This is a genomic window from Pseudomonas sp. R45(2017), assembly GCF_002112305.1.
GTDB classification, from domain to species: Bacteria; Pseudomonadota; Gammaproteobacteria; order Pseudomonadales; family Pseudomonadaceae; genus Aquipseudomonas; species Aquipseudomonas paraglycinae.
On the sequence record NZ_NEHH01000008.1, the window covers coordinates 48,164 to 72,966 of the forward strand.

Sequence of the window (24,803 nt, forward strand, 5' to 3'; positions counted from 1 at the left end):
GAATACAACCTGCGTTCACGCTCTCGCCGAAAAGACGCATGTTCGTGGCGAAGTAGATAGTTTTTGATGGCAATTTCGAGCTCTGCCTTATTACTTCCTTGTGGCATTTGACCGAGCATATGAATCCTTTAGGGGAAAATGCCATTATTATCCGAGTTTTGACTAAATGTCTGCCAGCTCAAAAGCGAGCGGTTCAAGCGACCGCATTTGCACAAGGGTGAGCGGCGCAAACTTGCGATCAAGTTGCAGATCTGCGAAACGCTCAACGCTAAGCCCGCCATCTCGGAACAGCTTCGCCCGAACCGGTCCGATTGCCCTGTTCTGAAACGCCGCTGGCTGCTGCTTGAGCCAGTCGTAGTAGCTGAGTTCTGCCCTCACCTGCTGCGCGCCGTTATCGCCAACAGATGCCCGCGTGGCTCCCTCGGCAAACAGTGCGCTGAAGCGGGTAACCGCCACCACGGTCGAACGGCAGTTGATATGGATCGGCGGCCTTGGTCCTTCGGTCAGCTTGAAGCGGCGTTTGTCGAGCGTCCGGCACTGGCTGGTAGTCTTCGAATCCAGCGTGCTGACCCACTCCACCGACGGCACGACATCGGAGTTCGCTTTCAGTGTCTCCATGCGCGCCTGGGTGGCGACGTGTTGCACCGCAGTCCGCACAATCGAACCGGCGTTGCGGTTGGTCGTGGCCAGGATGCCGTCGTTGTACTTCAGCGCCTTGGTGCCGCGAATGTTCTTGATGATCTGGAAGTTGGTTTGACCTTCGAAGAAGCCCTGCCGGATCGCGCCAGTGAGGCGTTGTCGCTCGGTGGTGGTGAAGCCATCAATGAACGACTTGAGCAGTTTGCCGCCGTCCGCGCCGCGCACGCTGAGCGGATTGGTGAGAATTGCCGCCCTGATTGCCGCCGCGCCAGGCAACGCCGCGTCGAACGAAACGCCAACCGGCGCCGCCCGTGTCAGGCTGGTCGCCTCAAACTCGGCCTCGTAGTTGGCGATATCCACCAAATCGAGGTTCAGCTTCTCGCTGTACCGGTCGAAGATGCCCAGCAGGAGGCTGTCGACTTCACTCAGCAGCCGCTCCAGCCTCGCCACGGTGTAATCCGTCAGGTCGGCCCGGGTCAGCCGCTCACGGATCGAGCGGTCGATCTCCTTGAGAAACGGAGCGAACTTCGCCACCTCCCCCGACTTCAATTGCTCAAGGAAGACGGCGTGCCGGATCGTGGCATCAAAGATTGCTTGGTTTGCCGCCATTCAGGATTACCTCGTCATCATCCAGGTCGGGACCGGTTCCTTGCGCCTCCAGCTCATCCCGGATTTCGTCGTCCGTCTTCTCCGGGTTGATCACGCCGCGATCGCGCAGGTACTGCCAGAAGTCACCCTCCGGCAGCTTGCCGCCCTGCACCGCGTTGAATAGAGCAACCAGAACCGTAGGATCAAGGGTGATTTGGCTGAAGTCTTGATTGAGCTTGTAGACCACCTCGCCGGTGGCATTCACGAACTCGGCCATCCACGCCAGGCACTGGCTGTAGGCCTCGCTGACGTTGCTGACCACCAGCGACAGGACGCTGTGTTCGGCGGCGCTGTCGTTGTCGGCCTGGGTGGCGGTCTTCACGGCGCTACCACGCTCAATCAGTCGGGCGCCGAGCGAAACCATGTCCTGTTTCTTGGACTCCATAGCCTCCTTGGCCACGGTGTTCGGCTGAGCCTGCCAAACTCCGCAGGTACCGTTTACCGGAAGCAGCCAGGGTGCACGGGAGCCGAGGAATATCCCGTTCTTCTCCATGTGATCGCGCCACTGCTCATCGAGACCAGCCATCCAAGGCTGAGGCTGGCCCACCAAATAGGCAGCTTCCTCGTAGTCCGCGCTGTTCCGGTAATGGCCGATGTTCACTTCGGCCATGTCGTACAGCGGGGCATCGTCGATGGTAGTGTCGTTGTTCTCGCTGCCAACAAACTGGAACGGGATCACTTGCCATGGCCGACCAATACCATTCAGCGGAGTGAATGGCGCGACTATCTGAGAAGTCTTGCCCGATCCCTCCTCCCAAACCTCCTGCGTGTACTGCCCAGCAAGATCCAGGCGCAGCACGCGGTATTGAATGACCTGCTCACTGCCGAAGCCATCATCCGTATCAACATCCACCGTCTCGCGCAGCACGACAAGGCTCAGCAGGTGCTGGCCGCCGACCTGACGAGTCTTCCAGTTGATGATCGACTCTGCGGTGTAGCTAGCGATGTTTGCCCGGGCGCGTCCGGAAAGCTCGTCGGCCTTGCTGACCGTTCCAGCCTCGACTGATGCGTAATCCACCAGCAGTCCATGGCGGCCCACCTCGAGCAGATGACCAATCACCGATTGGGATTGTTGGTAAACGCTCACACCCTGACCGTCGACGTCCTTGGCCACGTAATCGAGCGCGCCGGGAACGGTCAGCGTTGGCCAGGTGCGGAACACTGCGCCGACGAGACTGTGCTTCGTTCTGCCGGTGGCGTTGTAGAACACCGCTCGCTTCTTGTACGCCTCATAGCGCTGCTTGTTGTCCTCACTGGTGTCAGCCGCATTGGGCCTTGGCAGATACCGATCGCCGGCAGCCTTGATGGTTTCCGATCCCTTGCAGACGTCGCGCACCAAGCGCCAGCGGTACTGCGCCGCCGTGTACTCGGGACGGGTAAAAGTGACGTCCGTCATCGGGCGACTCCCATTTTCATTGAGGTGACCGGTTTAACGATCGGGTACTCGCGGTGAATGAAGTAACCGCCGCCGTCGTTGGCGTGGTCGTTGCCTTGGCTCTTGTCGGGCTCGCCGTTGGGCGCCCAGATCTGCTGCTCCAGGCCGTCGGCGTATGTCGGGCAAGTGAACGGGTTGACCAGGTAGCGCCGCTCCCCCTGCGCGTTGCAGAACATCGCGTTCATAGCGTTGATCCGGTCCTTCACCGGCGGGTTGGCCGCCGGCGCGATGACCGTGAAGCCTGCCTGCTTGAGCATCGCGATATCGGTAAGGCTGGCGTTGACCGACTTGCGCGAGTCGCCGGAAGCGTCCGGGTAGATCCGGATCTCGCAGGTTTTCCGGAAGTCGTTGCCGGTGTGTTCCCAGTAGCGTTCCTTGATGCGGCGGATCATGTCCGGCGTGTCGTAGCCATCCATCAGCTCATCCACGGCGCGCGGCAGGCCCTGATCGCGTTTGACGTGGGTGATCGCCGCCATCTTGCCGACGTTGAAGTCCATACCGATGAACAAAGGCTCACCGGGCTGCACAGTGTCGAAGCACTGATTCAGCTTGCGGTCGTAGGCGTGGTAGATCGACCCGGACGTCAGGTTGACGAACTGGCCATTCAGGTACGCGCGGATCAGCTGCTCGGGATACGACTCCATCAGCGAGGCGATGTAGTCGTCCGGGAGGTTCAGCTCGTTGTCGAAGGTGCTGGCCTGGATCAGGCCATACATTTCCTTCAGCGCCGGTTTGTCGCGTAGCTGCTTCACGAACTGCAGAAAGACGAACTTGAAGCCTTCCGGCGTCGTGGTCACGTCCACGCCGTTCTTCAGCCCGGGGATGTTGTAACGCATCCGGGCAATGATCTTGCGCCAAGCCTGCTGCGCCTTGATCGACGTCAGCACGTCCAGCTCGTCGACCAGCGCGTGACCGATCTTGAAGCCGACGATGGTCTGCGGCTTTTCCATCGACCGGCAAATCACAGTGCCGCGATACTGCCGGCCGCTGTAGATGTGAACCTCATGGTTCGCCTGGTTGATTTTTGTCTTCAACCCCCAGTCGTAGGCCACCTCCTCCATCGTGGGATAGAAGATGTCGCGGATCTGCGGGTAAGTCGGCGCGAAGTAGCCAGCGTTGACGCCGGGCCACTCCATGAAATGCTTGCTCAGTGCTGAGCATCCGACCCAGGTCTTTCCGGAGCCGAACCCAGCAACGAATGCGCGAAACTTGTGGGGTAACAGGAGGAACTGCGACTGCGGAACGTTAAGGCTCGGCATTCGGCTTCCTCGCATCCACTACGTCGACCTGAATGCGCGTCGGGATTGCTGGCTCATCGTCTGGCTCATCCTTCCGGTGGCGATTGACGTAGACGTCTCCGACTTCCTTCGCGGCCTGCTCCAGAATCTGCATGGCCAGGCCGATGTTCTTCATCGATTCGGCCCGCTCGACAAACCGGTTCATGGCCCGGAGGCGGTATGCTCGGTTGGCGATCGGGATCTCGGCGGTTTCTTCGCGGAAGCGCTTGCGGGCATCTTCAAACATCGTCACCCAGCGTTTTGCCAGGCCTTTCCCTGATGTCTTTGTGGGATCGTGTGTCTCCACCTGCTGGCGAGTCACCGATATCCCGTATTCCTTTTGGACGGCTTCAACAACCTGCGAAGGCGTGTCGAAGCACGCCAAGGCCTGAACGATAAAGGCCTTCACGTCGTTTTGAAGGGCTGCCATAGATTTTCATCCGTCCAGAGCCTGTCCAGAATCAGGCCGACTTGAGCAGACAGGTTCCGCAGGCCCTCGAAATGTTCATTTTCCCTACCTCAGCAGGATTGTTTGCAGCGTCCACCAGCTCTTGAACTGCCGGGTTCGCACCGTAGCGGCGGACAACACCGACGAACTCTTCAACGTCGTGTCCGCGCATCTCGAGCTTGGGCAAGCCGTCTTGGGTGAACGCTGGCTGACCGTACTTATCAGTCGCCTGGGCGATGTGGTACAGCTCATGCTCAACCAGCGCGCAGTAGTCCGCATCGGAACACTGGGCACAGTAGTCGGCAGCCAAGGTGATGATGTATGCCGGCACATCGCCGAACCAATCTCGCATCTGTTGTTCCATCCGGGCTTTCTGCCAACCGCCGGTGCGGAACGCGACCTGTTCGGCCTGCCCCACCACCGCCCTCCCCTTCTTCGTGAAGGCGGCAGACGCCCACATCACACGAATGTCCGCATCGATCAGATGGGCGTGATCTTCGTTGTGGATGCTGCCGGTGTCGGCAAGGATCTCGGCCTGGAGCCACTCCCATACCTCGGGCGCCGGGGTCAGGCGGATACCAAAGTCGGATAGCTCTGACAGCTCAAACAATGACGCTGGCGGGTATGGCCTGTCCACAGGTCACCTCCAGCTTGAAATAGTGGCGCGTTGCCGGTATTGGTGAATTCAACCAACGGGCGGAGCCCATGAAAATGTTCAAGACGATCTTTTCTAAGCTGTTTAAGACCGCCGCCCAGCCCACCCCGGTCAGCTCAGAACCAGAGATGTCGACAGCTGTGCAGATGTCCCAACCGGAAATCGTGACGTACTACAAAACAGAGATCTCCAACTCTCCATTCGTTAAAGAGTCAGGCCGTGAGGCTGTACTCAGAGACTTCCTAAACGAAGTAAAACTGAAAGATGGAAAACTTCTATCGCTCGAAGAAAAACGCTCGCTGGGCATCAACACTCGGCTAAAAATTACTCGAGAGCTATACGAAGTGCTCACCCCGGCTGGACTCGAGCTCGGGCCGAAGAAAGTACTGGAGTCGCTTTATCTCAAAGCAACCTTCGATCACAACCGGCGCAGAGAAGTGGCCCGGATGAAAAGCCTGGGCATCAAACAGTACTCACCCTTGTCATGCGGTGATAACCGCGACTGCGACTGGTGTACCTCGATGAATGGCAAGCTGCTCTCGGTCGAAGTCGACTTCGTTCAGTTGATCAAAGAGAACTGCACGTGCGACTACTGTCGATGCGTATTGTTGGCGAAGGTCAATATTTAACTGACCATGAGCTGAGTCTGTGCGTGGGCATGCCCGTGCAACTCAGCGACGATCAGGCCCTGAGGCAGTCCGGCAGCCTTGGCGGTGTCGATGGCCTTGGCGATCGCGCTATCCAGATCGGTGAGCGCTTTGTTGATTTCCTGGCTCAGCGGCAGCGCGTGGCGAAGTCGGGTTACGTTGGTCATGCTTGCTCCGGTGTCGCGACACAATTTGCTGATTCGCGAAACGTGTCGCAACCTACTCGGCCTTCCGACTCGGCAACTTGAAGTCAGTCACCCGGTCAGCGATGTTGCGGATCTTCTCCACTCCTAGAAAGCCAACCCAGCCGCCAGCGAACGTAGCCATGCTCTGAGGTAAGCCGAAGAAGTCCAAGCCACTGATGATGGTCAGTGTCAGGCCGCCGCAGATGGCGCCTTCCACTAGCATCTGGCGACGTGTGCCGCCCCCGTAAGTGATCCGCAATACAGCCATGGCACAAGACAGCGCAGCCGCATAGAGGATCGGCGAATGCTGGCTCAACCACGCAAGCGCTATTGCCCATGTGTCTGGTTTGTCTGGCATGTTTGGCATCTCGGTTCCTCCCCGTCAGGGAGATGGAAATTTGGCAGGCCTTGGCCCGCAGATTTAAACCAGCTCCATCTGCACTCCCTGCTCGAAGCAATGGGTGTAGGGAGCCGAAAACGAAAAAGCCCCTGCAATTGCAGAGGCTCGGAATAATTCGAAAAACTATTTCACGTGGCGTGTTTGTGGCTCAAGCGATCAGCCATTTCTTTCTTTACTTTCTTCCAATCGCTGTGCAAATCCTCAAAGTCACCGGCGAGTTCCCACCGCGTTGCATAAGCCATTAGGTCGTAATGCTTCCGCAGTTTGCAGGCCAATAAGTAAGCTTCATAGCCCATGAAGCCAATCACCGTTGCCCTAGAGTCAGGACCTTCCAGGGGATCTACGGATTGATCATAGATATAAAAGAGGTATTCATCTGCGTGCTCCTTCGTGGTCGCAAACCATGCGACTTCACTCGCAAGATCAGTGTCGACTGACTTTAAGGAGTCTCGTCCAACTTCAAGCTCAGGAAAAATACACTCGGGCCAATTTTGATACTGAGCGTTCGGGTCTAGCTGGGCGCTCAGCTCGCGATAACGTCTGACGTTACGGCTTGATTCTCGAGCGTATTGATCCAGCTTTCCAACAACCTCAATTGCCGCAAACTTTGCTTCCTTTCGCTGATCTCGACTCTTGAAAACCCAGTCTTTCAGCCAGCCAATCAAAGCTGCCACCACACCGCTCGCCAGAACGATTTTTGCTATATCGCCCCATCCTAGAGCCGCGGCAGCCAATTGGGTTGATTCCATTTCAAACTCCATAAAAAAGCCCAGCGCTTTGGCTGGGCTTTTTTATCATTCCCACCGCACGTAGGAATGACAGGATGGATAAATAATCGGACATGCGGACATCAATTGCAAGTCCTTTTGATGGACTCTTTTTAAGCCGCCTCACCGGTAAGCACCTCAGCCTCTTCCAGAAGCAATTGAGCCTCCACCAGCGCCTCGTCAACCAGCTTCTCCAGCGCGCCTTTGATCGCCTGATTCCAGCGCCGATAAGTGCGCTCGTTCAGTCCCTGATTGTCCCAGGTGTTCATGTCGTAGTTCGAGTCGGCCAGGACGATCATGTCGCTCGATCGCGTCTCGGCTTTCTGCTGTGAGTGCTGGTTTGCCCTGGCCACGGCCCGCTCCGCCGCGTCGTTGCGCCAGCCCCACTTTTCCTCGTCATCACGGCGCTCAGGTGCGGGAGCCTTCACAGCCTCTCGCCGAACACCCTTCACCTGCGGGATCGCCCATACAGTCACAGCCTTCTGCGTGAACAGCATTGGCGCAGGACTGACCAGCACTGAGATCAGTCGGCCGATCGACTCGACCTTGCGCCCCTTGTGCGTGCTGTACTTCGCGGTCAGGGCGTTCCAGTGTCGCGGCGAGAGCTGAGCGTGCAGCACCTTGTGAACAATGCAGTCGATCAGAAGCGCTGCGTCCTTGCCGGTGATCTCACCCTTGAGCTTGCTCGTCTGCACCTTTGGTTCGAAGTCGCAGCCGCCGGCGCTGTTGATGGTCTCGGCCGCCAAAGCACGAACGACCGCAGAAATTACGTTGTGGTAGATCATGCTGCTTCCTTTTTCAGTTCTCTGGTCTTTGCCCGATATTCGGCCTTGATGGTTTTGATTTCTTCCACGGTGTATTTGCGGGCCGGATGAGGCCCCTCAAGCCAGGCCACCTTGTCGGCGCCGAGACGCTGCACCAACCGGATCCGGTACTCGACTGCGTTGCCGGATAGGTTACGGTTGCACTTCACGCACTGGCGGTGGATGTTCAGCGGCTCGAAACGCAGCTCCGGGCAGGCGCCCACGGATCGGTAATGACCAGCGTCCCAGCGGCTGCCGGTCATCAGGTCGTTGTCGTTCGGCATTGAGTCGCAGCTGATGCACGGCAGGTGTGCGTCACGCAGACGGACGTATTCGTTCACAGCGGCCTGGGCTTCGCGCAGGTGATCCGCCCTGCTCTTCAACTTATCCTTGCGGACCTTGATCTCGCGGCGGTCGCGCTGGGCGATGGCTTTGCGGGCCTTATCGTGATTCTTCGGCGCATCGATCAGTGCGCATGCCGGGCTGCATACTGCCTGTCCCAACCGCGATGGGACGAATGAGGCCCTGCAGGTTTCAACGCGGCACTTCTTCGGCTTTGGCTGCTTCCGGTCGATCGTCATGCGGCCTCCTGGCTCAGCAGATCATCGAAGTACACGCCCTGAGGCGCGAAGCGCGCGACGATGCGGTCGGTGTACGCCACGCCCTGAGCGCGATTGAACAGGCTGGTCACCGGGAAACCGTCCGGCCCGAACAGATGGCAGCCGCCCATCATGGCCAGCTTCGTCTCGTACGGCAGGTGACGCATCACCCGGTACCACTCAGCCTGAAACCCGGCATCCTCGTTCAACAGGATCTGCACGCCGACGTGCAGCTTGCAGTACCGGCGGGCGTCGGCCTCGTCGCCGATCTGGGTCATCTCGGAGATGCGCTTGTACATCGCGAACCAGAGACGGTTCTGGTCGAGTGTGCGGTCCTTGCCCGGGCGCAGAGACACCACGACGAACTTCTTGTCGCGGTACATAGTGCTGAGCGCGGTGATTGCTTCAGAGAGTTTCGCCTGACAGTTCACGGAGATTTTGTCAGCCATGGGTGACCACCTTGTTCGGCAATCCGTTGATCAGCTCGCCGAGTTGCCGTGTTAGTCGCTCGTTCTCGGCCAGCAACTCCAGCGCCACCTCTTCCACTGTTTTCTCCCCGAGAAAGTCCTGCAGCGCCTCGGTGTTGCGCTTCCAGTCTGCACAATCGGTGCGGTACGACGCCGCCTCGGCCCAGAGCAGCTTCTGGAGTTTTTGTTTGTCGATGGTCATTGAGCCGCACTCCTTGCTTTCAATTGTTCGGCCTGCTGAATCAGCAGTGCCCGGCGATCGGCCAGCTCATTGGCTGCCAGAATTCGCAGTTCTGTTTTTTCCTCGGCCGAGGCTTTTCGCTTGGCGAGCATCGAGTTCTTCACCGCAGCGAGCTTTTCCCGCAGTTTTGGCGAAGGCCGAGCGACATCGCCGGTGAGCAGCGCAACGACCGCCCGGCCGTCTTCGGTAACTGGCGCGACACTCAAGTCGGCCAGATACTGCTGGGCGCGCTCCTGCGGGATCCGCTGCATCTGCACAGCCTTGGTGATCGCCTGTGTGCGGCGGTTGGCGTCGAAGCCGACAGAGACATGCCAGTTGGCCTGCTTGCTGTCCTCTCGGGCCTGGCCGACCAGCCGCTCGTAAGCGCTGTTGAACGCCATGCGCGCACCGACCTTGTCGCCAGCATCGAGGACAGGTTTTGCAGCAGCCAGCGCGAGCTGGATTTCGTCGGTCAGCACCACGGTTTCGAACTCGTCGTTCGTGGTCATTGCGATCGCCCAAGCTTCGTCCTTGCCCGGACGCCCGTCGGCGGCCTGCACACGCTGGAGAATGTCGGCCATCGCCAGTTTGCCTTTCACCTCAAAGCGACAGGCTTTCAGCGCAGCCTTCACTGTGGGCACCGAGTACGCGCAGAGGTCTTCAGCCATCATCGCCGCGGTGCCTGCGTTCATTTCCTGACCCATAGCCTCGGCGGTAGCGCAGATCGCAGCGGCGAGCCCGGCAACCTGGTGATCGTTCATTTCAGAGGTATTCATTGCGCTCTCCTCCTTGGCGCTTGGCCAAGACCATTTGCGCGGCCTGCTCGGCGGCGGAGACGTTTGCTTCGGTGCGCTCCATCTGGCGGGCAGTGGTCCCGTTAATGCGCTGACCAGTAACCCACTGGGTGTGGTAGCTCTCGGCGTTGGCCAGCAGCTCGTTGAGGCTGTGGCACTTGCGCAGGACGCCGGCGTCGCTGGTCTTCAGGTAGTGAGCGGCGACGTGGTGAGCAACATCGGCACCGAGGCGGTCGACCAGTTGGCCAAGCTGACCACCAATCTTGGCGTTCCACACCGGCCAGGCGCTGTAGCGTTTGCGATAGGCCATGGCGTAATTAGCCCAGACCTTGAAGGTTTTGCAGGATTGGTCTTTGGGGCCCGGCATGTCAGCGGGGATCTCAACCCGTGGAGCATCGACGCGATCAACCACCAGCACCAGGTTGCGGGCCGGCTTGCCGGAACCGCTCTGCAAGTCCTGACTGGTTTCCTGATTGGTATCCTGATGATTGGTATCCTGATTTGTCGGAGATTTTTCCGACCCTGGCTCGGATTTTTCTCCGACCTTGATCGGATTTTTTTCCGAGGTAGATCGGATTTTCTTCCGACCTTCCTTCTTCGGTGGGGTCGGATATTTTTCCGACCCGTCCAGCTTCTGGTTCCACTCGATCGCCTTCGCGGTCAGGCGGAACAGTGTGATGTTCGAAGTGCTGGAAAGCTCAATCAGCCTAGCCTCTTCCAGGGCCTTCAGCATGCGGTAAGCGGTGTCTGGCTTATCGGTGAGCAACGGCAGCTCCTCAATGATTTTGGCCTTGCTCAACGCGAAGAAGATCCCGTCGTCAGTCTTGATTGGCTTGGTCCAGCTCGGGCAGCCGTAGACGAAGGCGAACAGCAGGGCCTGCTGAGAATTCAGCCCCCACTCCAGCGCCTTCACCTGATTGATCGTGACGGTGAACTGCATGTCAGGTATTCCTGACGTGAACGGAAAAGATAAAAGCCCACGACACGTTTTGAGAATTCGAAAAACGTGTCGCGACACTGTTGGGGGTATTGCTTGGGGTGGGTTGGCTCTGCATAATCGGGCCTCTCTAGTTTTGCGAATCAGCCGACCTTCTCCGTCGGCTTTTTTGTGCCCGGGATTTAGGCGATGGATCTCAGTGCTGGCTTTCCGTTGATCAGAGCCTCCGCTTTCCGGCCCAGCTCCCCTGCTCTTGCTTCAACTTGACGGCATTGCTTGGCGAACGCCGGCAGGTGCGGCAGGTCCTCTTCGCACATCACCTGGTCGTCAAAGACCTCGCTGCCGGTATCGATCACGTCGCCCAGTGCGCGGATCAGCGCACCGAAGCTTTTGTTGGCGCATTGGTCGCTCTGCATCTGGCGGGCGCCGATCAAGCCGTGGCGTCCGGCCAGTTCGTTGATGCAGTGGTCGCGAAACTCGGGCTCAAGAGCATTAACCCAGGGCTCTTCCAGCCATGACGGAATATCCTGATCGCCCGACAGCCAACGCTGAACACGCTTCAACCAGCGGCCCGTCGCCTTCACGAATTCGCCTACATTGTTCAGACGCGCTAGCTCGTCAAAGTCCGGGACCTTTGCCTGGATGATCTTCGCTGTTGGAACCCGTAGGCAGATCTCCCGGCTCAACGCTTGGGCGAAATCGTCCTGACTCAAGCTGGTGCGCGCGATCTGGTTTTGAGCGTGCGCGATCAGAACTTGATCACGGGTTTGTGCGGTGTGTCTTGGACTGGACGTTTCCATGGGGACTGCTCTCTTCTAATCTGGCTTCAACGGATTGGCGGACAGGGATGTTGCTCAGGCGGCCATCTCGGCCCAAGGAAACGAAGGACACAGCTTTTCTTTTTTGAAAGCACCTTCGGTCAGCGCCTCCGCTCGCTTGGCAATAACCGGAGACATGCCGTGCTTCCCCCGAACCCAGCCGGAAACGGTGCTTTGATCAACCTTGAGCCTTTCGGCGGTGGCCTCCTGGGTGCCGAAGTAGTCAACGAGTCCCTTATAAATTGCGTTCATGATGCCCCTCCATACGGGAATACCCATATCTTAGGTTACGGGAATACCGATTTGCAAGGGTATGGGAGCGCCCGTAATACTCCACGGATGAAATTCAAAGACCGACTCAAGACCGCCCGCCGCCACGCCAAGCTCAATCAGACTGAGCTTGCTGAGCGCGCTGGACTCACGCAGACCTCAATCTCCGATTTGGAGAGGGGAAAATCGAAGGCTACAGCCTTCGCAGCTCAGATCGCCTCTGTATGTGGCGTGTCTCCGATGTGGCTGGCTGAAGGTGTCGGTGACATGCTCAAGGGTGTGCCTGGTCATCAGGCTGAACGCATCCAGCCTAGTGTGAAACTCGGCACCATCGAAACCTGGGACGACGAGACCCCGCTCGATGACGATGAGGTCTACGTCCCCTTCCTTCACGAAGTCGAGCTTGCGGCAGGATCGGGCAGGTTCGCGATCGAAGAAAACGCCAACTCCCGTCTGCGCTTCAACAAAAAGGATTTGCGCCAAAATGGCGTTCAATTCAGCAACGCGAGGTGTGTGAAGGTCGGCGGGAACAGCATGATGCCCGTGCTGCGCGACGGCGCCACGGTCGGCGTGAACGTGGGAAAAAACTCCCTAAGCGATATCGTTGACGGCGAGATGTACGCCATCAACCACAACGGTCAGCTTCGCGTGAAGCAGGTTTACCGGATACCGATCGGCCTCCGCCTGCGCAGCTTCAACCGTGATGAGCATCCGGACGAGGACTACACGTTCCAACAGATCCAGGAGCAGCAGATCTCGATCCTTGGCCATGTGTTCTGGTGGGCGATGTACTCGCGCTGATAGCCGGGACCTCAGGACAAGATGGCGGATTATGCAGAAGCAATAATGATCGGCCGAATCGAGCAGGACACGGAAAAACTAGGATGGCCTCATTTAGAAATCTGAGCTTCTGGGGCAAGGTATGGGCTCTAGTTTGGCTGGTCTTCCTGATGTTGACTGCCAGCGAATCGGGCGTTAACTGGGATGGTGCAGGCTCGTCAGGCCGCAAGCGAGTTTTCAGTCTTGGCTTTGTCATACTGTGCGTTTTTGTTGCCGTGGTGGAGCTGGTATTGCTCAACCACTTCTATGGTGCACGAACAAGGTGATGGCAGGACGGTGAAATAAACGAAGTTAGGATCATCGGGCGCGTCGTGTCGCGCGGCGGGATGCTGTAACAAATAAACCAATTCGCAGCACATGGAGAAAAAAGTGAGCGATAAAGCGATGATTCACGAGCTCGTCCACCGGCGATCATCAGTTTTCATTGATGAGTATGTAGATCGATATTCTGCCATGGCTATCAGCTGGAATGGTGATGAGCGAGTGCACGTAACATTTGGGCGAGACTCACTTGAGGTTTTAAGCGAACCGATAGTCCCGGATCCGGAAAACCCGTCGAAGGCGATATTTGGCACAGGCAGAAGCAAGCCGTATAGAAATGATGTCGCCTCACTCACTATACCGATGGACGTAGCCGAGCAGCTCGCTATTTCCCTGCTGAGAATGGTTCATGACTCCAAAGACAGGGAGAGATCGGAGGACGGCCAGTGACTGGGCAATTCGGTTTAGAGGCGTATTCTGGGCCATTGGATCATGACGATGGCAGTGATAAGTTCATCATCGATCAATATCGATCCCAGATTGACAAGTCCCCCCCTCCGCCAAAGGTTTTACTGTCTACAGCAACAGAGTGGGCGACTATATCTGCAGCTACTGAGCAGGCGATTCTCGACCAACTCGAAGCGTTTGCGGCCTTGAATGCTGGGCATATGCACAAGCCTCAGGCGATCAAAAAAAATTCTGAATTCGTAGATCGCATCGCAAGGAAAAAGCCTGCCGAAAGTGACAACTCTCGCAAGCAGCGCGATACTGCATCTATGAACGACATCACGCGCGAAGAATTGGATGCAAAAATCGAGGCTACGAATGCTCGGGTAGAAGCGCGCCTGGCCGGTTTTGAGGCCACCGTAAGAGAAACTCTCGCGGCGGTTCGGCAAGACTCTGCAGAGTCTCGCGGAGAGCTTAAGGCTATCCATGTTGAGTTGTCCTACCTCAAAAACCTAAAAGCCAATATATGGGGTGCAGCAGTCGTTACCATCACATTGGTGGGTGCGATTCTTGCCTATGGCGTTTCCAGCTTTGACTCAGGCCGGGATACTGCTCAGGTCGTCCAGGAAGCAAAGCAGCAGACTGCAGCTACTCAGAAGTTGCTTGAGCAAATACAAGCTCAACAAAAAGCTCTCAGCACGCCCCCTTCACCTGTTACTGCACCGCCAGCAGCGAAGCAGTAAATTAGCCCGGCCCAGCGCCGGGCTTTTTCGTTCCGCGCCTCGAGCTGATAAAATGCAGCCCCCTATATGAAAGAACTCACACGTATGCGCTTTTCTCCTCTGCTCCTAACCCTACTCTGCATTACCCCGTTTGCAGCGCAAGCAAACGATAAGAACGATGAAGAAATCCACTGCGCGGCTTACTACGAAATACTGTCGGTGGCAGGCGATCAACCAGATATGAGCCGAAAACAGTCCTCCGAAGCCTTTTATACCTTTCTAAAACGCGCAGGAGACACTCCAGAGGCTCAGGATCTAGTCGCGCAAAAAATGGTAGAGCTGGCTAAAGAAATCCCGGGGAAAATGACTTCAGAGAATATTGCAACGTTCAGAGCACGGTATGACGCCCAGTGTTCAGCCTTACTGAAGTCCGCTTAGAGCGACATCTTGAAGATTGGGTAGCAACTCACTCTCCACGTTTGTGTGTGGAGCTGCCCGCTCGGTTCATTAGCCCGCTACTGAGCGGGCTTTTTCATGCCTGCCCTTCTCTTCTAAGTACCGCCCTCAAGCCCTTCAGTTGCTTGAGCGAACCTCGTACCAGCCTCTCTCACCAGCTGACGCCACTCACCTGCAGTTATCAGGCCATCTTGCTCCATGGCGTCTGCCATTTTGAGCAACTCATCGTACTGCTCTTCGGTATCCATCCTAATCTCCGGCTCTTCGAGTAATTTCCGCCAAGCAACCAACGCCTGCTTTTTCCGATCGTCGTTCATGGTGAGTACCTGGTGGGTGTGCACCGGTAGAGATCCACCATTGCGCGGCCGTTCAGTGTCGGCGACTGACGGCGCAGCAGATGGTGGCGCTCAGCCATGAGTGCTAGAGTTCTCCCACTATTCCAGGGAGGTCGATGATGAAAATTTTGGGGTTAGCCATTTGGTTAATTGTTTGCCTAGTCAGCTTATTAGTTGGTCGTGGCTACGGCGATTTTGCAGTCCTCGCCCGAATTGTGCTTATCCCGAGCGCCGTAGCTCTGTACTTCTATCCGGCGATCTGTGCGCTTGGCGAACATCCCAAAGCTACCCCCATCTTCGCACTGAACCTCTTGGCAGGATGGACGTTTATTGGTTGGCTTGTTGCATTCATATGGGCTCTAAGCAGGCCCACACCCATCGAGTTCGCAAGAGAAAGTGGCTTTCCTGAATCAACGCACCGCGAACCAGAACGCAAGCTCGAAACGAAAGACTGCCCTTTCTGTGCCGAAACCATCAAGGCCGCCGCCAAGAAGTGCAGGTACTGTGGTTCTGATTTGGAAAAGCAGCCCGCCTAATTAACCTTGGCGCCATCTAAAGCCCGCCAATCGCGGGCTTTTTGCGACCAGAAATACAGGAGAATTGAATTTTATGGGTATACCCATTGACACTAAATATGGGTTCTCCTATATTTCGCTCATCGCAGCGACACACAGCCACTGCGAAGGGCCTCAAGAGACCCGCCGCTCTTTAACAACCCGCGCCATAAACGATTACCCGGCTCACGCTGGGAGGTCAGCCCCGGCCACACCTGTGGGGCGAGATGAAGTCAGGTGAACAAAATCGCGCTGCCACTACTGGCGACCGGCGATCCGATAGCCCCGAAAGGCTACCAACGCGCAGAACTGCGACGGCGGACGAGGTATTGACCGAACTGGCGAATGACCCGGTAGGAGGCGCGAGCAATTTCCGTAAATTTACTGATGCCGCTTTTCTGGAGCGGCATCAATCCATAGCGCAGAGCTCTCCTTGCCCTAAATCTCAGATGAAGGGGACAGTCAGGGAGCGCTCTGCAGTATGGATTGAACAATCGCCGAAGTAGAAAAAAAATGAATTAGCAACTTGCCCGCTCGGTCAAGAATTATGAACGTAGTAAATCTGACGAGGTGACAGCAATGACTATCCAAGCAGAGACACTCGTGCAACTGACCGAGGCGCTCCAGCAGCGCGGAATGAATCTGGTCTCAGATGTCCACTTTACCCGCGCGCCATACCGGCATAACCACCGCTGGATTTGCACCGTAGAGTAACCATGTTCGTTGCCGGCGGCTTGGAATAAATCTCCACCGCCGGCCCCTCTGCCCCGCTACATCGCTTTCCTTCCCTACCCCCTCCGACACACCCCGAATGCACTCTCCTCCGCGCCCAACGGCAACCAGCGGAGCGGATGAGTGCATCCGAGTTTTGTTGGATCAACACCCGCCACCCTGGAGACGACCATGTCAGCTCTACGCAAGCTCATCCCGGAAGACGACTTTCTCGATACGGAGGCTGGTCAGAAATGGCTGGCCGAGTCGGTCGACGATCTGCTGTGCCGGCGCCATATCGAAGCGCCGAATCCGGTGGGGCGAAGCAAGGTTCTGGTCAACGCTGATCACTTGCCGGAAGCGCTGGCGGATCACATGGCCGCGACCCCGGATCCCGATCGGAACATCGAGAAAATCCTGATCGAGTTGGTCCGGCGCGGCGACGGCGGGATCTTGCACACTTGGGCGGTCGAAGCCGTCGGCGGTGATCCGCTGATCGTTCGAGCGCTGGCTGGTGACTTGGTCGCGGTTCACGCCAACGAATACCGCGATGCAAAGCGCGAAAGCGATCGCGTCGAGCAGGAGTGTGGCTTTTGAGCCCGCACATCCTGATCGATCAGGCTCTTGATGGCGTGTCAGCACCAGCCGGCGAAGAAGATATCAGTTTGCTAGTCCAGGGCCTGATCACCCGCCTCTTCACCGACGGCGCTATCACCATCGACGAGTTCAACCACTACTGCAAGCGGCTGCGTGACGTCTGTCAGCAGCGCAAGGAGACGGCATGAGTACGGCACCGGTTAAATCGCTCATCGACGAGCAGATGGAGGACATCGAACACAAGATCGCCCTTCTCGGCTTCGGTCTTCCTTTCAACGAGGTGATCGGTCGCAAGCGCGAGGAGTTGGTTTCGAATCTCCCGCAACGCTTGGCACCGTCCATGAAGGGCAAACGGATCGCTGTGAAGGTTCGGCCGTGACCGGTCGCCAGCTTGCCCGTCGCGTGCTAATCCGGCGCGGTTCTTTCTCCGCCATTGGCGTTTTCACCTTCTTGATGCTGCTCAGCGCCCTCGCCGACCGCATCACTCAATAAACCAAGCATTCAATCGCTGCGCTGGGCGCGGCAAGGATTCCCCATGTCCGCACAACAGCAAGTGATCAAGATCGACGACATCAGCGCCGAGAACGCGCCAGCGATTTACGTTGCAGGTGGCCTGGGCCAGTTCTTCGAGGCGGTTCAGGCGGAAGTCACCGCCGAGGTTCCAGACCTGACAACTCGCAAGGGGCGCGATCGAATCGCCTCCTTGGCCGCCAAGGTCAGCAAGTCGAAGACCGCCGTCGAAAAGCCCGGTCGTGACTACCTGAAGCGCCTGAAGGAAATGCCGAAGGTGGTGGAGGCCGAGCTGCGCGACTTCGTCAATAAGATGGACGCGCTGCGTGATGTCACTCGCCAGCCGCTGACAGACTGGGAACAGAAAGAGCTGGCCCGGACTGATGCGCACGTCGACGCGATCCAGCGCATCAAGGACCTGGCCATCTTCGACGAGGCGCCAAAATCTGGTCACCTCGCCAGTGTAATTGCCGATCTCGAACTGCTCGAAATCGGCGATAGCTGGGAAGAGTTCTTGGCAGAAGCTGCCCAGGTGAAAGATCAGACGCTGATCAAACTGCGCGGCCTGCACGCCGAGCGAGCGAGGTACGAAGCCGAGCAGGCCGAACTGATCCGGTTGCGCGCCGAAGCCGAAGCACAGGCGCAGCGCGACCGTGACGCGCAGATCGCCCGGGAAGCTGAAGAGCGTGCGCGCCGCGAGGCTGAACAGCGCGCACAGGCCGAACGAGACGCTGCCGCCCGCCGCGAGCAGGAGTTGCTTGATCAGGCTGCCGCCGCGCAGCGTGCTGCCGAGCAAGCTGCCCGCGATGCAGAGGCACAGGCCGAACGTCAGCGCCTCCAGCTTGAGCAGCAGGCCGAACATGCTCGACTGGCAGCAGAGCAGGCGGAATCGAATCGCATCGACGCCGAGCAACGCGCTGAGCAGGAGCGCCAAGCCGCAGTGAAGCGTGCCGAACAAGCAGCAGAGCAAGCTCGGATCGAAGAGCGCCGCCGCGCTGATGCTGCCGCAGCTGAAATCGTTCGCCAGCAAGAAGCCAGGGAGCGCGACGAATCGCACCGTCGAGCAATCAATCGTGCCGCTTTGGAAGCCTTCATCGCCGGCGGCATGCCTGAGGAGTGCGCAAAGCAGGCAATCACCCTGATCGCCCAGCGCAAGATCCCAGCAATCGCCATCCAGTACTGAGGCCGCCATGAATAGCACAGCCCTTGCCGAGCAGCGTGACGCTCAGCAGGTCGCGCCCCTTGCGACCACCAGCGAATCAACTGCGATGCTGACTATGATCCAGCGCGCCGCGACAGACCCAGCATTCGATGCAGACAAAATGCAGAAAATGATGGAAATGTACGAGCGGCACACAGACCGCGCCGCGGCAGCAGCATTCAACGCTGCAATGGTGCGCGCCCAAGCCGAAATCGGCCCGGTGTTTCGCGACAAATTCAACGCGCAAACGAACAGCGCTTACGCCGCCCTGGAATCGATCGATCGGAAGATATCGCCCGTCTACACCTCCTACGGTTTTTCCCTATCGTTCGGCACAGGTGACAGCCCTCTGGTCGGCCACATCCGAACAGTATGCGACTGCATGCATGAAGACGGGCACACGAAGCGGTATCACGTCGACCTGCCAATCGACGCTGCCGGGATTAAGGGCAGCGTGAACAAGACAGGTGTGCACGCCAGCGGATCTACCTACAGCTACGCCCGCCGTTACCTGACGATGATGATCTTCAACGTCGTTTTGACCAATGAAGACGACGACGGAAACGGAGATCAGGCCCAAAGCCTCGGCGAGCTCATGAATGAGTGGATACCGAAAGCTTACGCAGCCGAAACAAAGGACTCGCTCACGGCGGTCTGGCAAGCGGGCGTGAAGGTGTCGAAGGACTTGAAACCCACCGATAAACAGACGGCGACTGACCTCTACGAGGCCCTGAAAGTTGCTGTAACCACGCGCGGCCAGCAACTCAGCGCAAACTCTGGAGGCAAACAATGATTGTCCTCAACTGCACACAAGGCTCCGCCGAGTGGCTGCAAGGTCGCGCCGGGGTCATCACCGCCAGCATGTTCAGCACCGCCCGCTCCAAGGTGAACGGGCTCACCGCCCAGCAGCGGACGTACGTTGACGCGATTCTGGCCGGCCACAGCGAAAGCAAAGCCCGAGACCTGGCTGGCTACAAGGCTGGGCCGAAAGCCGAAGTCGTGCAGCGCGCTCTGGACGGCGAGAAAGTCGGCGAGCCTTCGAATGCCGCGCTCACCTATGCCTTCGAGCTGGCGGTAGAGCGGATCGGCGGCGCGCCGCTGGATGGCGGATTCGAAACGTGGCAAATGCGTCGTGGCCACGAACTGGAGCCAGAAGCTCGCATGGAGCACGAAATCCAGACGGGCCTGATCGTGACCCAGGTCGGACTGGTGAAAACGGACGACGGGGTGTTTGGCGCCAGCGCGGACGGGTTCATCGGCGAGGATGGCGGCAGCGAGTACAAATGCTTCCTCTCCCCCGAAAAGCTGCGCACCTTCCACATCGACAACGATGCCAGCGATGTCATCGACCAGGTGCAGGGCTGCATGTGGATCACCGGCCGCAAGTGGTGGCATATCGGGATGTACTGCCCTCTTCTCAAACCGGTCGGGCGCCAGTTGTGGCTGCAAGAGTTCAAGCGCGACGACGACTACATCGAACAGCTCGAAGAAGACCTCTGGCAGTTCAAGCTGCTGGTGGACGGATACGAGGCGAAACTGCGGAGCAAGGCAGCATGATAAGCAACCACCTCAATCTGGTGGAGCAGCACCGGCCGGACGCTGAGGCGATCTCTGAACGAGTCGCCCAGTACCTGGCCGCTGGAGGGCGGATCGACCAACTGAAAAGCCCGCCGCGCAACCCGCTGCCACCGCCCCGCTCGAAGAAAATAGACCCTGAAACGGTCCTCAAGCGGCGCCCGAAGCCGATATCGGCCGCAGAACGAAGGGCGCTGCGCAAGATGGCGGACTCGCTATGAAATCGAAACGCAAACCCAACAACGGTTTCGCCCGGGCTGAACGCAGTTGCCGGGCGCTGCTCAGCACAAACCACGTCGCGGTGGTGAACATCGACCCGAGCGGCAGCCAGATCATGGTGAACTGGAAGAATTGCCGGCAGATCCGGAGTCTGGCGATCGCCAACGCCCTCTTCGATTTCTCCTATCACTGGACGATCTACATCGCCGCGATGTGCCGCGATGAGCTGGGTACCGAGTACCTGAAGTCCACGGAAATCTCGCCGCAGGGCATGTACAAAGTCGAGCGCTTGACTGATGCGATCGAGCATTACTACCTGGAGCTGCGCGGCACCTGCAACCCGAACCACATGGTCGCGTCGGGATGGGTCGCCATCCCGGCCGAGGTGTCGCTGACAGAGGCAGAGGCCGCGAAGCTGTTCCTCGCCGCCGGCGCCTGGCATCAGGTGAAGGTAGCAGCGTGAAACGAACCACAAACCGGGCGGCCACGCGCCGCCGACAGACCTGGCTGGACTTGCCGGCCAGCGGAATTGAAGAGGTAGGCCATGGCCGAAGAACAGGAACTTGCGCCGGTCGAGCCGCAGCTGACGGCGGAGGCCATCAAGCAGCGCAAGAAGCGCGAGAAGGCAGCAGCGAAGGACGCTGCATTGGGCGTCGAGAAGTTTACGGTTGAAGTCGCCGGCGTGTTCAAGCCAGACCTCAGGCGGGTTATAGCCGCCCACGGCTTCAACAACCAGCAGGAGGTCTATCAGAACCTGCTGCGGAACCTGATCGCCGCCGACTTCGAAACTCAGGCCCAAATGCTCAAGTGTGTCACGACACCTTTTGTTGTTTCTGAAAAGGTGTCGCGCATTATTCAGGCCGCCGGCATGAAGTCGCTTGCCGACGATCCGCCAGAACCTGACGACGAAATCGATATGCCCAAGTAGCAATTGCCACGATACGAATCAGAGATAGTGCATCGCTACCAGCGGCCGTCGCTTTGATACATCTTGGCAACCAACTCAAAGCTCCTGAGCAGGTGCCGCCTAAGATAAATTCGATTCTTACCGTAGTAAATTGCAATGTCATCTTCGTGATTGCAACCCATTTCAAGGCCGTCGATAACAAACGCACTTGGTCCATAACCAGACGTCACACAAAATGTGAATTTATTAGAATCAATCTTGTGCTCCCCACTCGTGACATGACAGGCAGCATTTCTGCATGCCCGAACTAAGTCAGTGACATCGGCTACTGCGTCAGTTGCCTTCATGTCGTCAGCAAAATCTACGCGCTTCCCGTCTAGTTTCGCTTTCTGCAGCAGATCGTTTAGATGGACCAACAAAAGTGTTACTGCTGATTCGAACAACGGCCCGGCGGTGTTGTTGGAGTTAAAAATGCCACAGTTAAATAGGTCGGCACAGCGCGAAACGGATGCCTGAACGTCGGCAGCCCTCATCCATGCAGAAAAGTTCTTCGTATCTTCAGCCATATCAGTTCCTTGATCCGGCCCCATGCCGGGCCGAACACAAATACATCAACGATCAGCAATACGCCAGATCAGGCGAAGTTCGGCGGCTCAAAGACTCGATGCCCCGACTCCATGTACCCGGCTAGGTCGATCACCTCCCGAAGAAACACGGCAATCTCCAGCTTCACTGCGTCGTCAGGCAGCCCTATCCGTTTCAGCATTGCTTTAGCGTCCTCTTCGATAGCCGCTAGCGCATCCACATCGCTCTGCAACCTCATGTCGGCCTCCTGCCAGTGTGAGTTAAGGATAAATACATCAGTTGGCGATCTGCCGGCCAGCGGAATTGAAGAGCTAGGCCATGGCCGAAGAACAGTAGGAGCCGGCGGAAGCCATGAAGCAGCGCAAGAAGCGCTAGCAAGCTGCATCCAAGGACGCCGCACTAAATGTGATACAGATATCAAAAAAGTTTAAGATTCATGCATCTTAAAAATCGCTAAGGCCGCGGCATTATTGCCCCATGCTGCTTTTGGCACTCTACATACATCATCTTTCAAAATTAAAATATCTATATCCAGATTGTCGAACAACTGAAACTCCTCAGCGTACCGTTTGAAGTTCTCACCTTTTTCGCTTAAGCAGTTGTAAAAAATGAGAGCCAACTCGAAATCCGACAATAACGACCTGACAACCACTCCTAATTTTTTCTTATCGGGGTACGCACTCTCCGATACGAATTTAAACAAACTGTAAAGCGACCTCATATAAACACCTAAGTCACTGTGAAAATGCCCCCAGATAACTGAGTAAGATTTCATTAGCGCGTCGTCGTGCTTGCGGGTCTTGCTAGCAGTAGAGTAGATTCTCTTCATTTCGCGAAATATGGTTTTAAGACAGTCTCGCCCAGTAGCTATTACCGCTTTTGATTTTCTATCTACCAGATCAAGTCTATCGACAACATTTTGCTGCAACGTTAGACGACTGTAAAACTGCGTTTCAAATTGCTGCATTTCCGATTTTTCTTTCTGAACGGATAAGTCTCGCCGCTGGTACAGGAGCGTAGCAACGACACCACTGCATGCCAGCGCTGAGAATAGAGCGTTTATTACGCCAAACGCATCACCAAATGTCCCGGAACGAGTTCTATCAAGAACACCAAGTGGTGCAGAGTCCAATCCTGCATAGAGATAAGCCCAATAAGCGATATAGGCACCTATTATAAATAATACAATTAGCCCTATATAAAAATCGAGTCGCGATTTTTTATTCACTACCTGCTCCATTCTATCTGGCCTTATTCCGGTCATTCGTAATACTTCAACCAAACCAAATTGCCACCACCGGTCACGGAGGGCGGCGCCTGCTCACTGAAGCAGAGCTAACTTTGTCGCTATCTGGAACGCCATCGCAGTCGCTGCGGCTATCGCGGCGATGCTATTCCACCGCCCTTGCGCGCTCAGGGTCCGAACAAGATCACCTCCATTGTAAACAGTGCCAGCAATGTACTCACCATCTGGCATCCCCTTCAGCTTCTCAGGAGGATCTACCGTCACAACTGCAGCCATCACCCAGCAAAAAGCCGAAACCGCCCCTGCGGTAATAGAGCAGTACTCCGCACCTGTAACAATGTCCATACCAGCGCTCCACTTTAAAAAATCTATCAATACCCCACTTCTACGAATCGCCAGCTGGCATACAGGACTTGCAGCGAAAAACTGAGCGGCAAATTGTTCACGGGCTCAAATCTACATTTCGTAGGTGTAAAACCCTTTCAATTTACTCTTAATTTTTTCATAGAAGTCGAGACTTTCAATACGCGTATCTAGATAGATGAGCCAGCTTCCGTCGGCTCTCTTTTCCGTGCTGGCGATATACCCACCAATTTGATCTGTCGTTAGTCCAAGCGCATCAGCAATTTCCTTTGTTGTTGGCTTCTTGTTCATTAATGTCCTCCTTGAGCCGGCTCCAACCCGGACCACCAATCAATAGCCCACAAACACATTTCACGCCAGCCGGCGAGGCAATCGGCTGTCTGGAGCAGTTATGAATCCCTACCTGATCACGGGCCCGGCCCAGATCGGCATCAGCGGTGGTCGCACCAGCGGGCACATGGTCTACAAGATCCTCGAAGCACACGGCGGCACCCTCCCGCCTGATGTGCACCTGTTTTTCCAGAACACCGGCAAGGAGCGCGAGGAAACGCTGGTCTTCATCGATCAGATCGCCAGGCGCTGGAACGTGAACATCGTCTGGATGGAGTGGTGCCGCGTGTACGGCCAACCCGATGACGTGCTCTGGTACAAGCTGGTGGACTTCGAGACGGCCAGCCGCAACGGCGAGCCGTTCACCATGATGCTCGAGTATTACGCCGCATACCGGAAGGCAGAGAAGAACCTGCCGCCGGTGCTGCCGAACTTCTCGAACAACATGTGCACCGCGTACCTGAAGGTAAAAATCGGCGAGAAGCACATGCGCGCCCTGGGCTACACCGAGTGGGACTGCGTCGTCGGGATCCGCTACGACGAGCCGAAGCGCTACCACCGAATGATGGCTGCTAATGATCGCGGCGGCACCCGCTGGGACAACGTATGCCCGTCCTACACCGCCGGCATCACCAAGGAGGATGTCGGCGTTTTCTGGGCGGACCAGCCGTTCGACCTCGGCATGGATTCCGACTTCGGCAACTGCGACCTGTGCTGGAAGAAGAACGAGGGAAAGCTCATCAAGACCATCATGGATGACCCGTCGCGGGTGGTCTGGTGGTCGGGCACTGAAGAACGGTTCGGCCAGGTGTTCCGGCAAGATCGAGCCGACTACAAAACGATGGGCTGGTCTGCTGAACAAAGATCACGGCAGACCGACTTCGATTTCGAATATCTCGCCGAAGACATCGACTGCTTCTGCGGCGATTGAGCTT

At 57.1% G+C, this 24,803-nt stretch carries 39 protein-coding genes; 17 read left to right on the forward strand and 22 right to left on the reverse strand.

The features are described from left to right. Positions 1–162 precede the first annotated feature (162 nt). Genes CAF74_RS18900 through CAF74_RS18920 form a run of 5 tightly spaced genes read right to left on the reverse strand, consistent with a single transcriptional unit; the run spans position 163 to position 5,084 of the window. The gene (locus CAF74_RS18900; RefSeq protein ID WP_085747309.1) at positions 163–1,248 is read right to left on the reverse strand and encodes a minor capsid protein; all 1,086 of its coding nucleotides are present in this window, start codon (positions 1,246–1,248) and stop codon (positions 163–165) included. Beyond that, positions 1,223–2,683 carry a DUF4055 domain-containing protein gene (locus tag CAF74_RS18905; RefSeq protein ID WP_085747310.1) on the reverse strand — a complete coding sequence of 487 codons (1,461 nt, stop codon included), beginning with the start codon at positions 2,681–2,683 and terminating at the stop codon, positions 1,223–1,225. Before CAF74_RS18905 ends, CAF74_RS18900 begins: the two co-directional genes overlap by 26 nt. Next, on the reverse strand, positions 2,680–3,981 hold the full coding sequence (locus CAF74_RS18910) for a terminase large subunit domain-containing protein (RefSeq protein ID WP_076567262.1): 1,302 nt from the start codon (positions 3,979–3,981) through the stop codon (positions 2,680–2,682). Before CAF74_RS18910 ends, CAF74_RS18905 begins: the two co-directional genes overlap by 4 nt. Beyond that, positions 3,968–4,429, reverse strand: coding sequence for a DUF2280 domain-containing protein (locus CAF74_RS18915; protein WP_039772281.1), 462 nt, complete (start codon positions 4,427–4,429; stop codon positions 3,968–3,970). Before CAF74_RS18915 ends, CAF74_RS18910 begins: the two co-directional genes overlap by 14 nt. A gap of 31 nt (positions 4,430–4,460) precedes the next feature. Beyond that, positions 4,461–5,084 (reverse strand): putative metallopeptidase, encoded by a 624-nt coding sequence (locus tag CAF74_RS18920; protein ID WP_085747311.1) that lies wholly within the window; start codon positions 5,082–5,084, stop codon positions 4,461–4,463. 74 nt (positions 5,085–5,158) lie between these two features. Between CAF74_RS18920 and CAF74_RS18925 the strand changes: the two genes are divergently transcribed. After that, positions 5,159–5,731 carry a hypothetical protein gene (locus tag CAF74_RS18925; RefSeq protein ID WP_085747312.1) on the forward strand — a complete coding sequence of 191 codons (573 nt, stop codon included), beginning with the start codon at positions 5,159–5,161 and terminating at the stop codon, positions 5,729–5,731. Here the strand turns inward: CAF74_RS18925 and CAF74_RS18930 are convergent. From CAF74_RS18930 to CAF74_RS18980, 11 genes are all read right to left on the reverse strand, one after another. Then, positions 5,728–5,916: a hypothetical protein gene (locus tag CAF74_RS18930; RefSeq protein WP_085747313.1), complete on the reverse strand. Its 189-nt coding sequence runs from the start codon at positions 5,914–5,916 to the stop codon at positions 5,728–5,730. The two genes, CAF74_RS18925 and CAF74_RS18930, sit on opposite strands and share 4 nt — an antisense overlap. A 52-nt stretch (positions 5,917–5,968) precedes the next feature. Further along, positions 5,969–6,301 carry a phage holin, lambda family gene (locus CAF74_RS18935; protein ID WP_085747314.1) on the reverse strand — a complete coding sequence of 111 codons (333 nt, stop codon included), beginning with the start codon at positions 6,299–6,301 and terminating at the stop codon, positions 5,969–5,971. Between the two features lie 161 nt (positions 6,302–6,462). Beyond that, on the reverse strand, positions 6,463–7,083 hold the full coding sequence (locus CAF74_RS18940) for a hypothetical protein (protein ID WP_085747315.1): 621 nt from the start codon (positions 7,081–7,083) through the stop codon (positions 6,463–6,465). A 131-nt stretch (positions 7,084–7,214) separates the two neighbouring features. After that, positions 7,215–7,886 carry a hypothetical protein gene (locus CAF74_RS18945; protein WP_085747316.1) on the reverse strand — a complete coding sequence of 224 codons (672 nt, stop codon included), beginning with the start codon at positions 7,884–7,886 and terminating at the stop codon, positions 7,215–7,217. Further along, positions 7,883–8,485 (reverse strand): recombination protein NinG, encoded by a 603-nt coding sequence (locus CAF74_RS18950; RefSeq protein ID WP_085747317.1) that lies wholly within the window; start codon positions 8,483–8,485, stop codon positions 7,883–7,885. Before CAF74_RS18950 ends, CAF74_RS18945 begins: the two co-directional genes overlap by 4 nt. Continuing rightward, a complete protein-coding gene (locus tag CAF74_RS18955) occupies positions 8,482–8,952 on the reverse strand; it encodes a hypothetical protein (protein ID WP_085747318.1) in 471 nt (156 codons plus the stop codon). Before CAF74_RS18955 ends, CAF74_RS18950 begins: the two co-directional genes overlap by 4 nt. Then, positions 8,945–9,172: a hypothetical protein gene (locus tag CAF74_RS18960; RefSeq protein ID WP_085747319.1), complete on the reverse strand. Its 228-nt coding sequence runs from the start codon at positions 9,170–9,172 to the stop codon at positions 8,945–8,947. The genes CAF74_RS18955 and CAF74_RS18960 overlap by 8 nt, the downstream gene beginning before the upstream one ends. Beyond that, positions 9,169–9,966 (reverse strand): hypothetical protein, encoded by a 798-nt coding sequence (locus CAF74_RS18965; protein WP_085747320.1) that lies wholly within the window; start codon positions 9,964–9,966, stop codon positions 9,169–9,171. The genes CAF74_RS18960 and CAF74_RS18965 overlap by 4 nt, the downstream gene beginning before the upstream one ends. Then, entirely contained in the window at positions 9,953–10,924 is a 972-nt protein-coding gene (locus CAF74_RS18970; RefSeq protein WP_085747321.1) for a phage replication protein, read from the reverse strand. The genes CAF74_RS18965 and CAF74_RS18970 overlap by 14 nt, the downstream gene beginning before the upstream one ends. Before the next feature lie 179 nt (positions 10,925–11,103). Further along, a complete protein-coding gene (locus CAF74_RS18975) occupies positions 11,104–11,721 on the reverse strand; it encodes a hypothetical protein (protein WP_085747322.1) in 618 nt (205 codons plus the stop codon). A 54-nt stretch (positions 11,722–11,775) separates the two neighbouring features. Continuing rightward, a complete protein-coding gene (locus CAF74_RS18980) occupies positions 11,776–11,991 on the reverse strand; it encodes a YdaS family helix-turn-helix protein (RefSeq protein WP_085747323.1) in 216 nt (71 codons plus the stop codon). Positions 11,992–12,078: 87 nt separating this feature from the next. Here CAF74_RS18980 and CAF74_RS18985 point away from each other — a divergent pair, with 87 nt between their 5' ends. The 5 genes from CAF74_RS18985 to CAF74_RS19005 all read left to right on the forward strand — a co-directional run bounded on the left by CAF74_RS18985 (position 12,079) and on the right by CAF74_RS19005 (position 14,717). Further along, positions 12,079–12,810, forward strand: coding sequence for a helix-turn-helix transcriptional regulator (locus CAF74_RS18985; RefSeq protein ID WP_085747324.1), 732 nt, complete (start codon positions 12,079–12,081; stop codon positions 12,808–12,810). Between the two features lie 83 nt (positions 12,811–12,893). Beyond that, complete coding sequence (locus tag CAF74_RS18990) at positions 12,894–13,115, forward strand: hypothetical protein (RefSeq protein WP_085747325.1); 222 nt, start codon at positions 12,894–12,896, stop codon at positions 13,113–13,115. Positions 13,116–13,218: 103 nt separating this feature from the next. Then, the gene (locus CAF74_RS18995; RefSeq protein ID WP_139832921.1) at positions 13,219–13,560 is read left to right on the forward strand and encodes a hypothetical protein; all 342 of its coding nucleotides are present in this window, start codon (positions 13,219–13,221) and stop codon (positions 13,558–13,560) included. After that, entirely contained in the window at positions 13,557–14,300 is a 744-nt protein-coding gene (locus CAF74_RS19000; RefSeq protein WP_085747327.1) for a hypothetical protein, read from the forward strand. Before CAF74_RS18995 ends, CAF74_RS19000 begins: the two co-directional genes overlap by 4 nt. A 66-nt stretch (positions 14,301–14,366) precedes the next feature. After that, on the forward strand, positions 14,367–14,717 hold the full coding sequence (locus CAF74_RS19005; RefSeq protein ID WP_139832922.1) for a hypothetical protein: 351 nt from the start codon (positions 14,367–14,369) through the stop codon (positions 14,715–14,717). Between the two features lie 113 nt (positions 14,718–14,830). Here the strand turns inward: CAF74_RS19005 and CAF74_RS19010 are convergent, their stop codons facing one another. Next, positions 14,831–15,052: a hypothetical protein gene (locus CAF74_RS19010; RefSeq protein WP_085747329.1), complete on the reverse strand. Its 222-nt coding sequence runs from the start codon at positions 15,050–15,052 to the stop codon at positions 14,831–14,833. Positions 15,053–15,189: 137 nt separating this feature from the next. Between CAF74_RS19010 and CAF74_RS19015 the strand changes: the two genes are divergently transcribed. From CAF74_RS19015 to CAF74_RS19060, 10 genes are all read left to right on the forward strand, one after another. Beyond that, positions 15,190–15,606, forward strand: coding sequence for a superinfection immunity protein (locus tag CAF74_RS19015; protein WP_085747330.1), 417 nt, complete (start codon positions 15,190–15,192; stop codon positions 15,604–15,606). A 921-nt stretch (positions 15,607–16,527) separates the two neighbouring features. Next, positions 16,528–16,932 (forward strand): hypothetical protein, encoded by a 405-nt coding sequence (locus tag CAF74_RS19020; RefSeq protein ID WP_085747331.1) that lies wholly within the window; start codon positions 16,528–16,530, stop codon positions 16,930–16,932. Then, on the forward strand, positions 16,929–17,120 hold the full coding sequence (locus CAF74_RS19025; RefSeq protein WP_085747332.1) for a hypothetical protein: 192 nt from the start codon (positions 16,929–16,931) through the stop codon (positions 17,118–17,120). The genes CAF74_RS19020 and CAF74_RS19025 overlap by 4 nt, the downstream gene beginning before the upstream one ends. Next, the gene (locus tag CAF74_RS19030) at positions 17,117–17,311 is read left to right on the forward strand and encodes a hypothetical protein (protein ID WP_085747333.1); all 195 of its coding nucleotides are present in this window, start codon (positions 17,117–17,119) and stop codon (positions 17,309–17,311) included. The genes CAF74_RS19025 and CAF74_RS19030 overlap by 4 nt, the downstream gene beginning before the upstream one ends. A 156-nt stretch (positions 17,312–17,467) precedes the next feature. Then, positions 17,468–18,625, forward strand: a complete 1,158-nt coding sequence (locus CAF74_RS19035) for a hypothetical protein (RefSeq protein ID WP_085747334.1) — start codon at positions 17,468–17,470, stop codon at positions 18,623–18,625. A gap of 7 nt (positions 18,626–18,632) precedes the next feature. Next, positions 18,633–19,436 carry an ERF family protein gene (locus CAF74_RS19040; protein ID WP_176240493.1) on the forward strand — a complete coding sequence of 268 codons (804 nt, stop codon included), beginning with the start codon at positions 18,633–18,635 and terminating at the stop codon, positions 19,434–19,436. Then, positions 19,433–20,200 (forward strand): lambda exonuclease family protein, encoded by a 768-nt coding sequence (locus CAF74_RS19045; RefSeq protein ID WP_085747335.1) that lies wholly within the window; start codon positions 19,433–19,435, stop codon positions 20,198–20,200. Before CAF74_RS19040 ends, CAF74_RS19045 begins: the two co-directional genes overlap by 4 nt. After that, positions 20,197–20,439 carry a hypothetical protein gene (locus tag CAF74_RS19050; RefSeq protein WP_085747336.1) on the forward strand — a complete coding sequence of 81 codons (243 nt, stop codon included), beginning with the start codon at positions 20,197–20,199 and terminating at the stop codon, positions 20,437–20,439. Before CAF74_RS19045 ends, CAF74_RS19050 begins: the two co-directional genes overlap by 4 nt. Further along, the gene (locus CAF74_RS19055; protein ID WP_085747337.1) at positions 20,436–20,900 is read left to right on the forward strand and encodes a hypothetical protein; all 465 of its coding nucleotides are present in this window, start codon (positions 20,436–20,438) and stop codon (positions 20,898–20,900) included. The genes CAF74_RS19050 and CAF74_RS19055 overlap by 4 nt, the downstream gene beginning before the upstream one ends. 81 nt (positions 20,901–20,981) lie before the next feature. Then, the gene (locus tag CAF74_RS19060) at positions 20,982–21,365 is read left to right on the forward strand and encodes a hypothetical protein (RefSeq protein ID WP_085747338.1); all 384 of its coding nucleotides are present in this window, start codon (positions 20,982–20,984) and stop codon (positions 21,363–21,365) included. 35 nt (positions 21,366–21,400) lie between these two features. Here CAF74_RS19060 and CAF74_RS19065 read toward each other — a convergent pair whose 3' ends face one another. From CAF74_RS19065 to CAF74_RS19085, 5 genes are all read right to left on the reverse strand, one after another. Beyond that, positions 21,401–21,910 carry a hypothetical protein gene (locus CAF74_RS19065; protein WP_256578390.1) on the reverse strand — a complete coding sequence of 170 codons (510 nt, stop codon included), beginning with the start codon at positions 21,908–21,910 and terminating at the stop codon, positions 21,401–21,403. A 68-nt stretch (positions 21,911–21,978) separates the two neighbouring features. After that, positions 21,979–22,167: a hypothetical protein gene (locus CAF74_RS19070; protein ID WP_085747340.1), complete on the reverse strand. Its 189-nt coding sequence runs from the start codon at positions 22,165–22,167 to the stop codon at positions 21,979–21,981. 189 nt (positions 22,168–22,356) lie between these two features. Next, a complete protein-coding gene (locus CAF74_RS19075; RefSeq protein ID WP_176240494.1) occupies positions 22,357–23,157 on the reverse strand; it encodes a putative phage abortive infection protein in 801 nt (266 codons plus the stop codon). 93 nt (positions 23,158–23,250) lie between these two features. Then, positions 23,251–23,520: a hypothetical protein gene (locus CAF74_RS19080; RefSeq protein WP_085747342.1), complete on the reverse strand. Its 270-nt coding sequence runs from the start codon at positions 23,518–23,520 to the stop codon at positions 23,251–23,253. Positions 23,521–23,631: 111 nt separating this feature from the next. Next, positions 23,632–23,829 carry a hypothetical protein gene (locus tag CAF74_RS19085; protein ID WP_085747343.1) on the reverse strand — a complete coding sequence of 66 codons (198 nt, stop codon included), beginning with the start codon at positions 23,827–23,829 and terminating at the stop codon, positions 23,632–23,634. Between the two features lie 100 nt (positions 23,830–23,929). Here CAF74_RS19085 and CAF74_RS19090 point away from each other — a divergent pair, with 100 nt between their 5' ends. Continuing rightward, positions 23,930–24,799 carry a hypothetical protein gene (locus tag CAF74_RS19090; RefSeq protein WP_085747344.1) on the forward strand — a complete coding sequence of 290 codons (870 nt, stop codon included), beginning with the start codon at positions 23,930–23,932 and terminating at the stop codon, positions 24,797–24,799. Positions 24,800–24,803 lie beyond the last annotated feature (4 nt).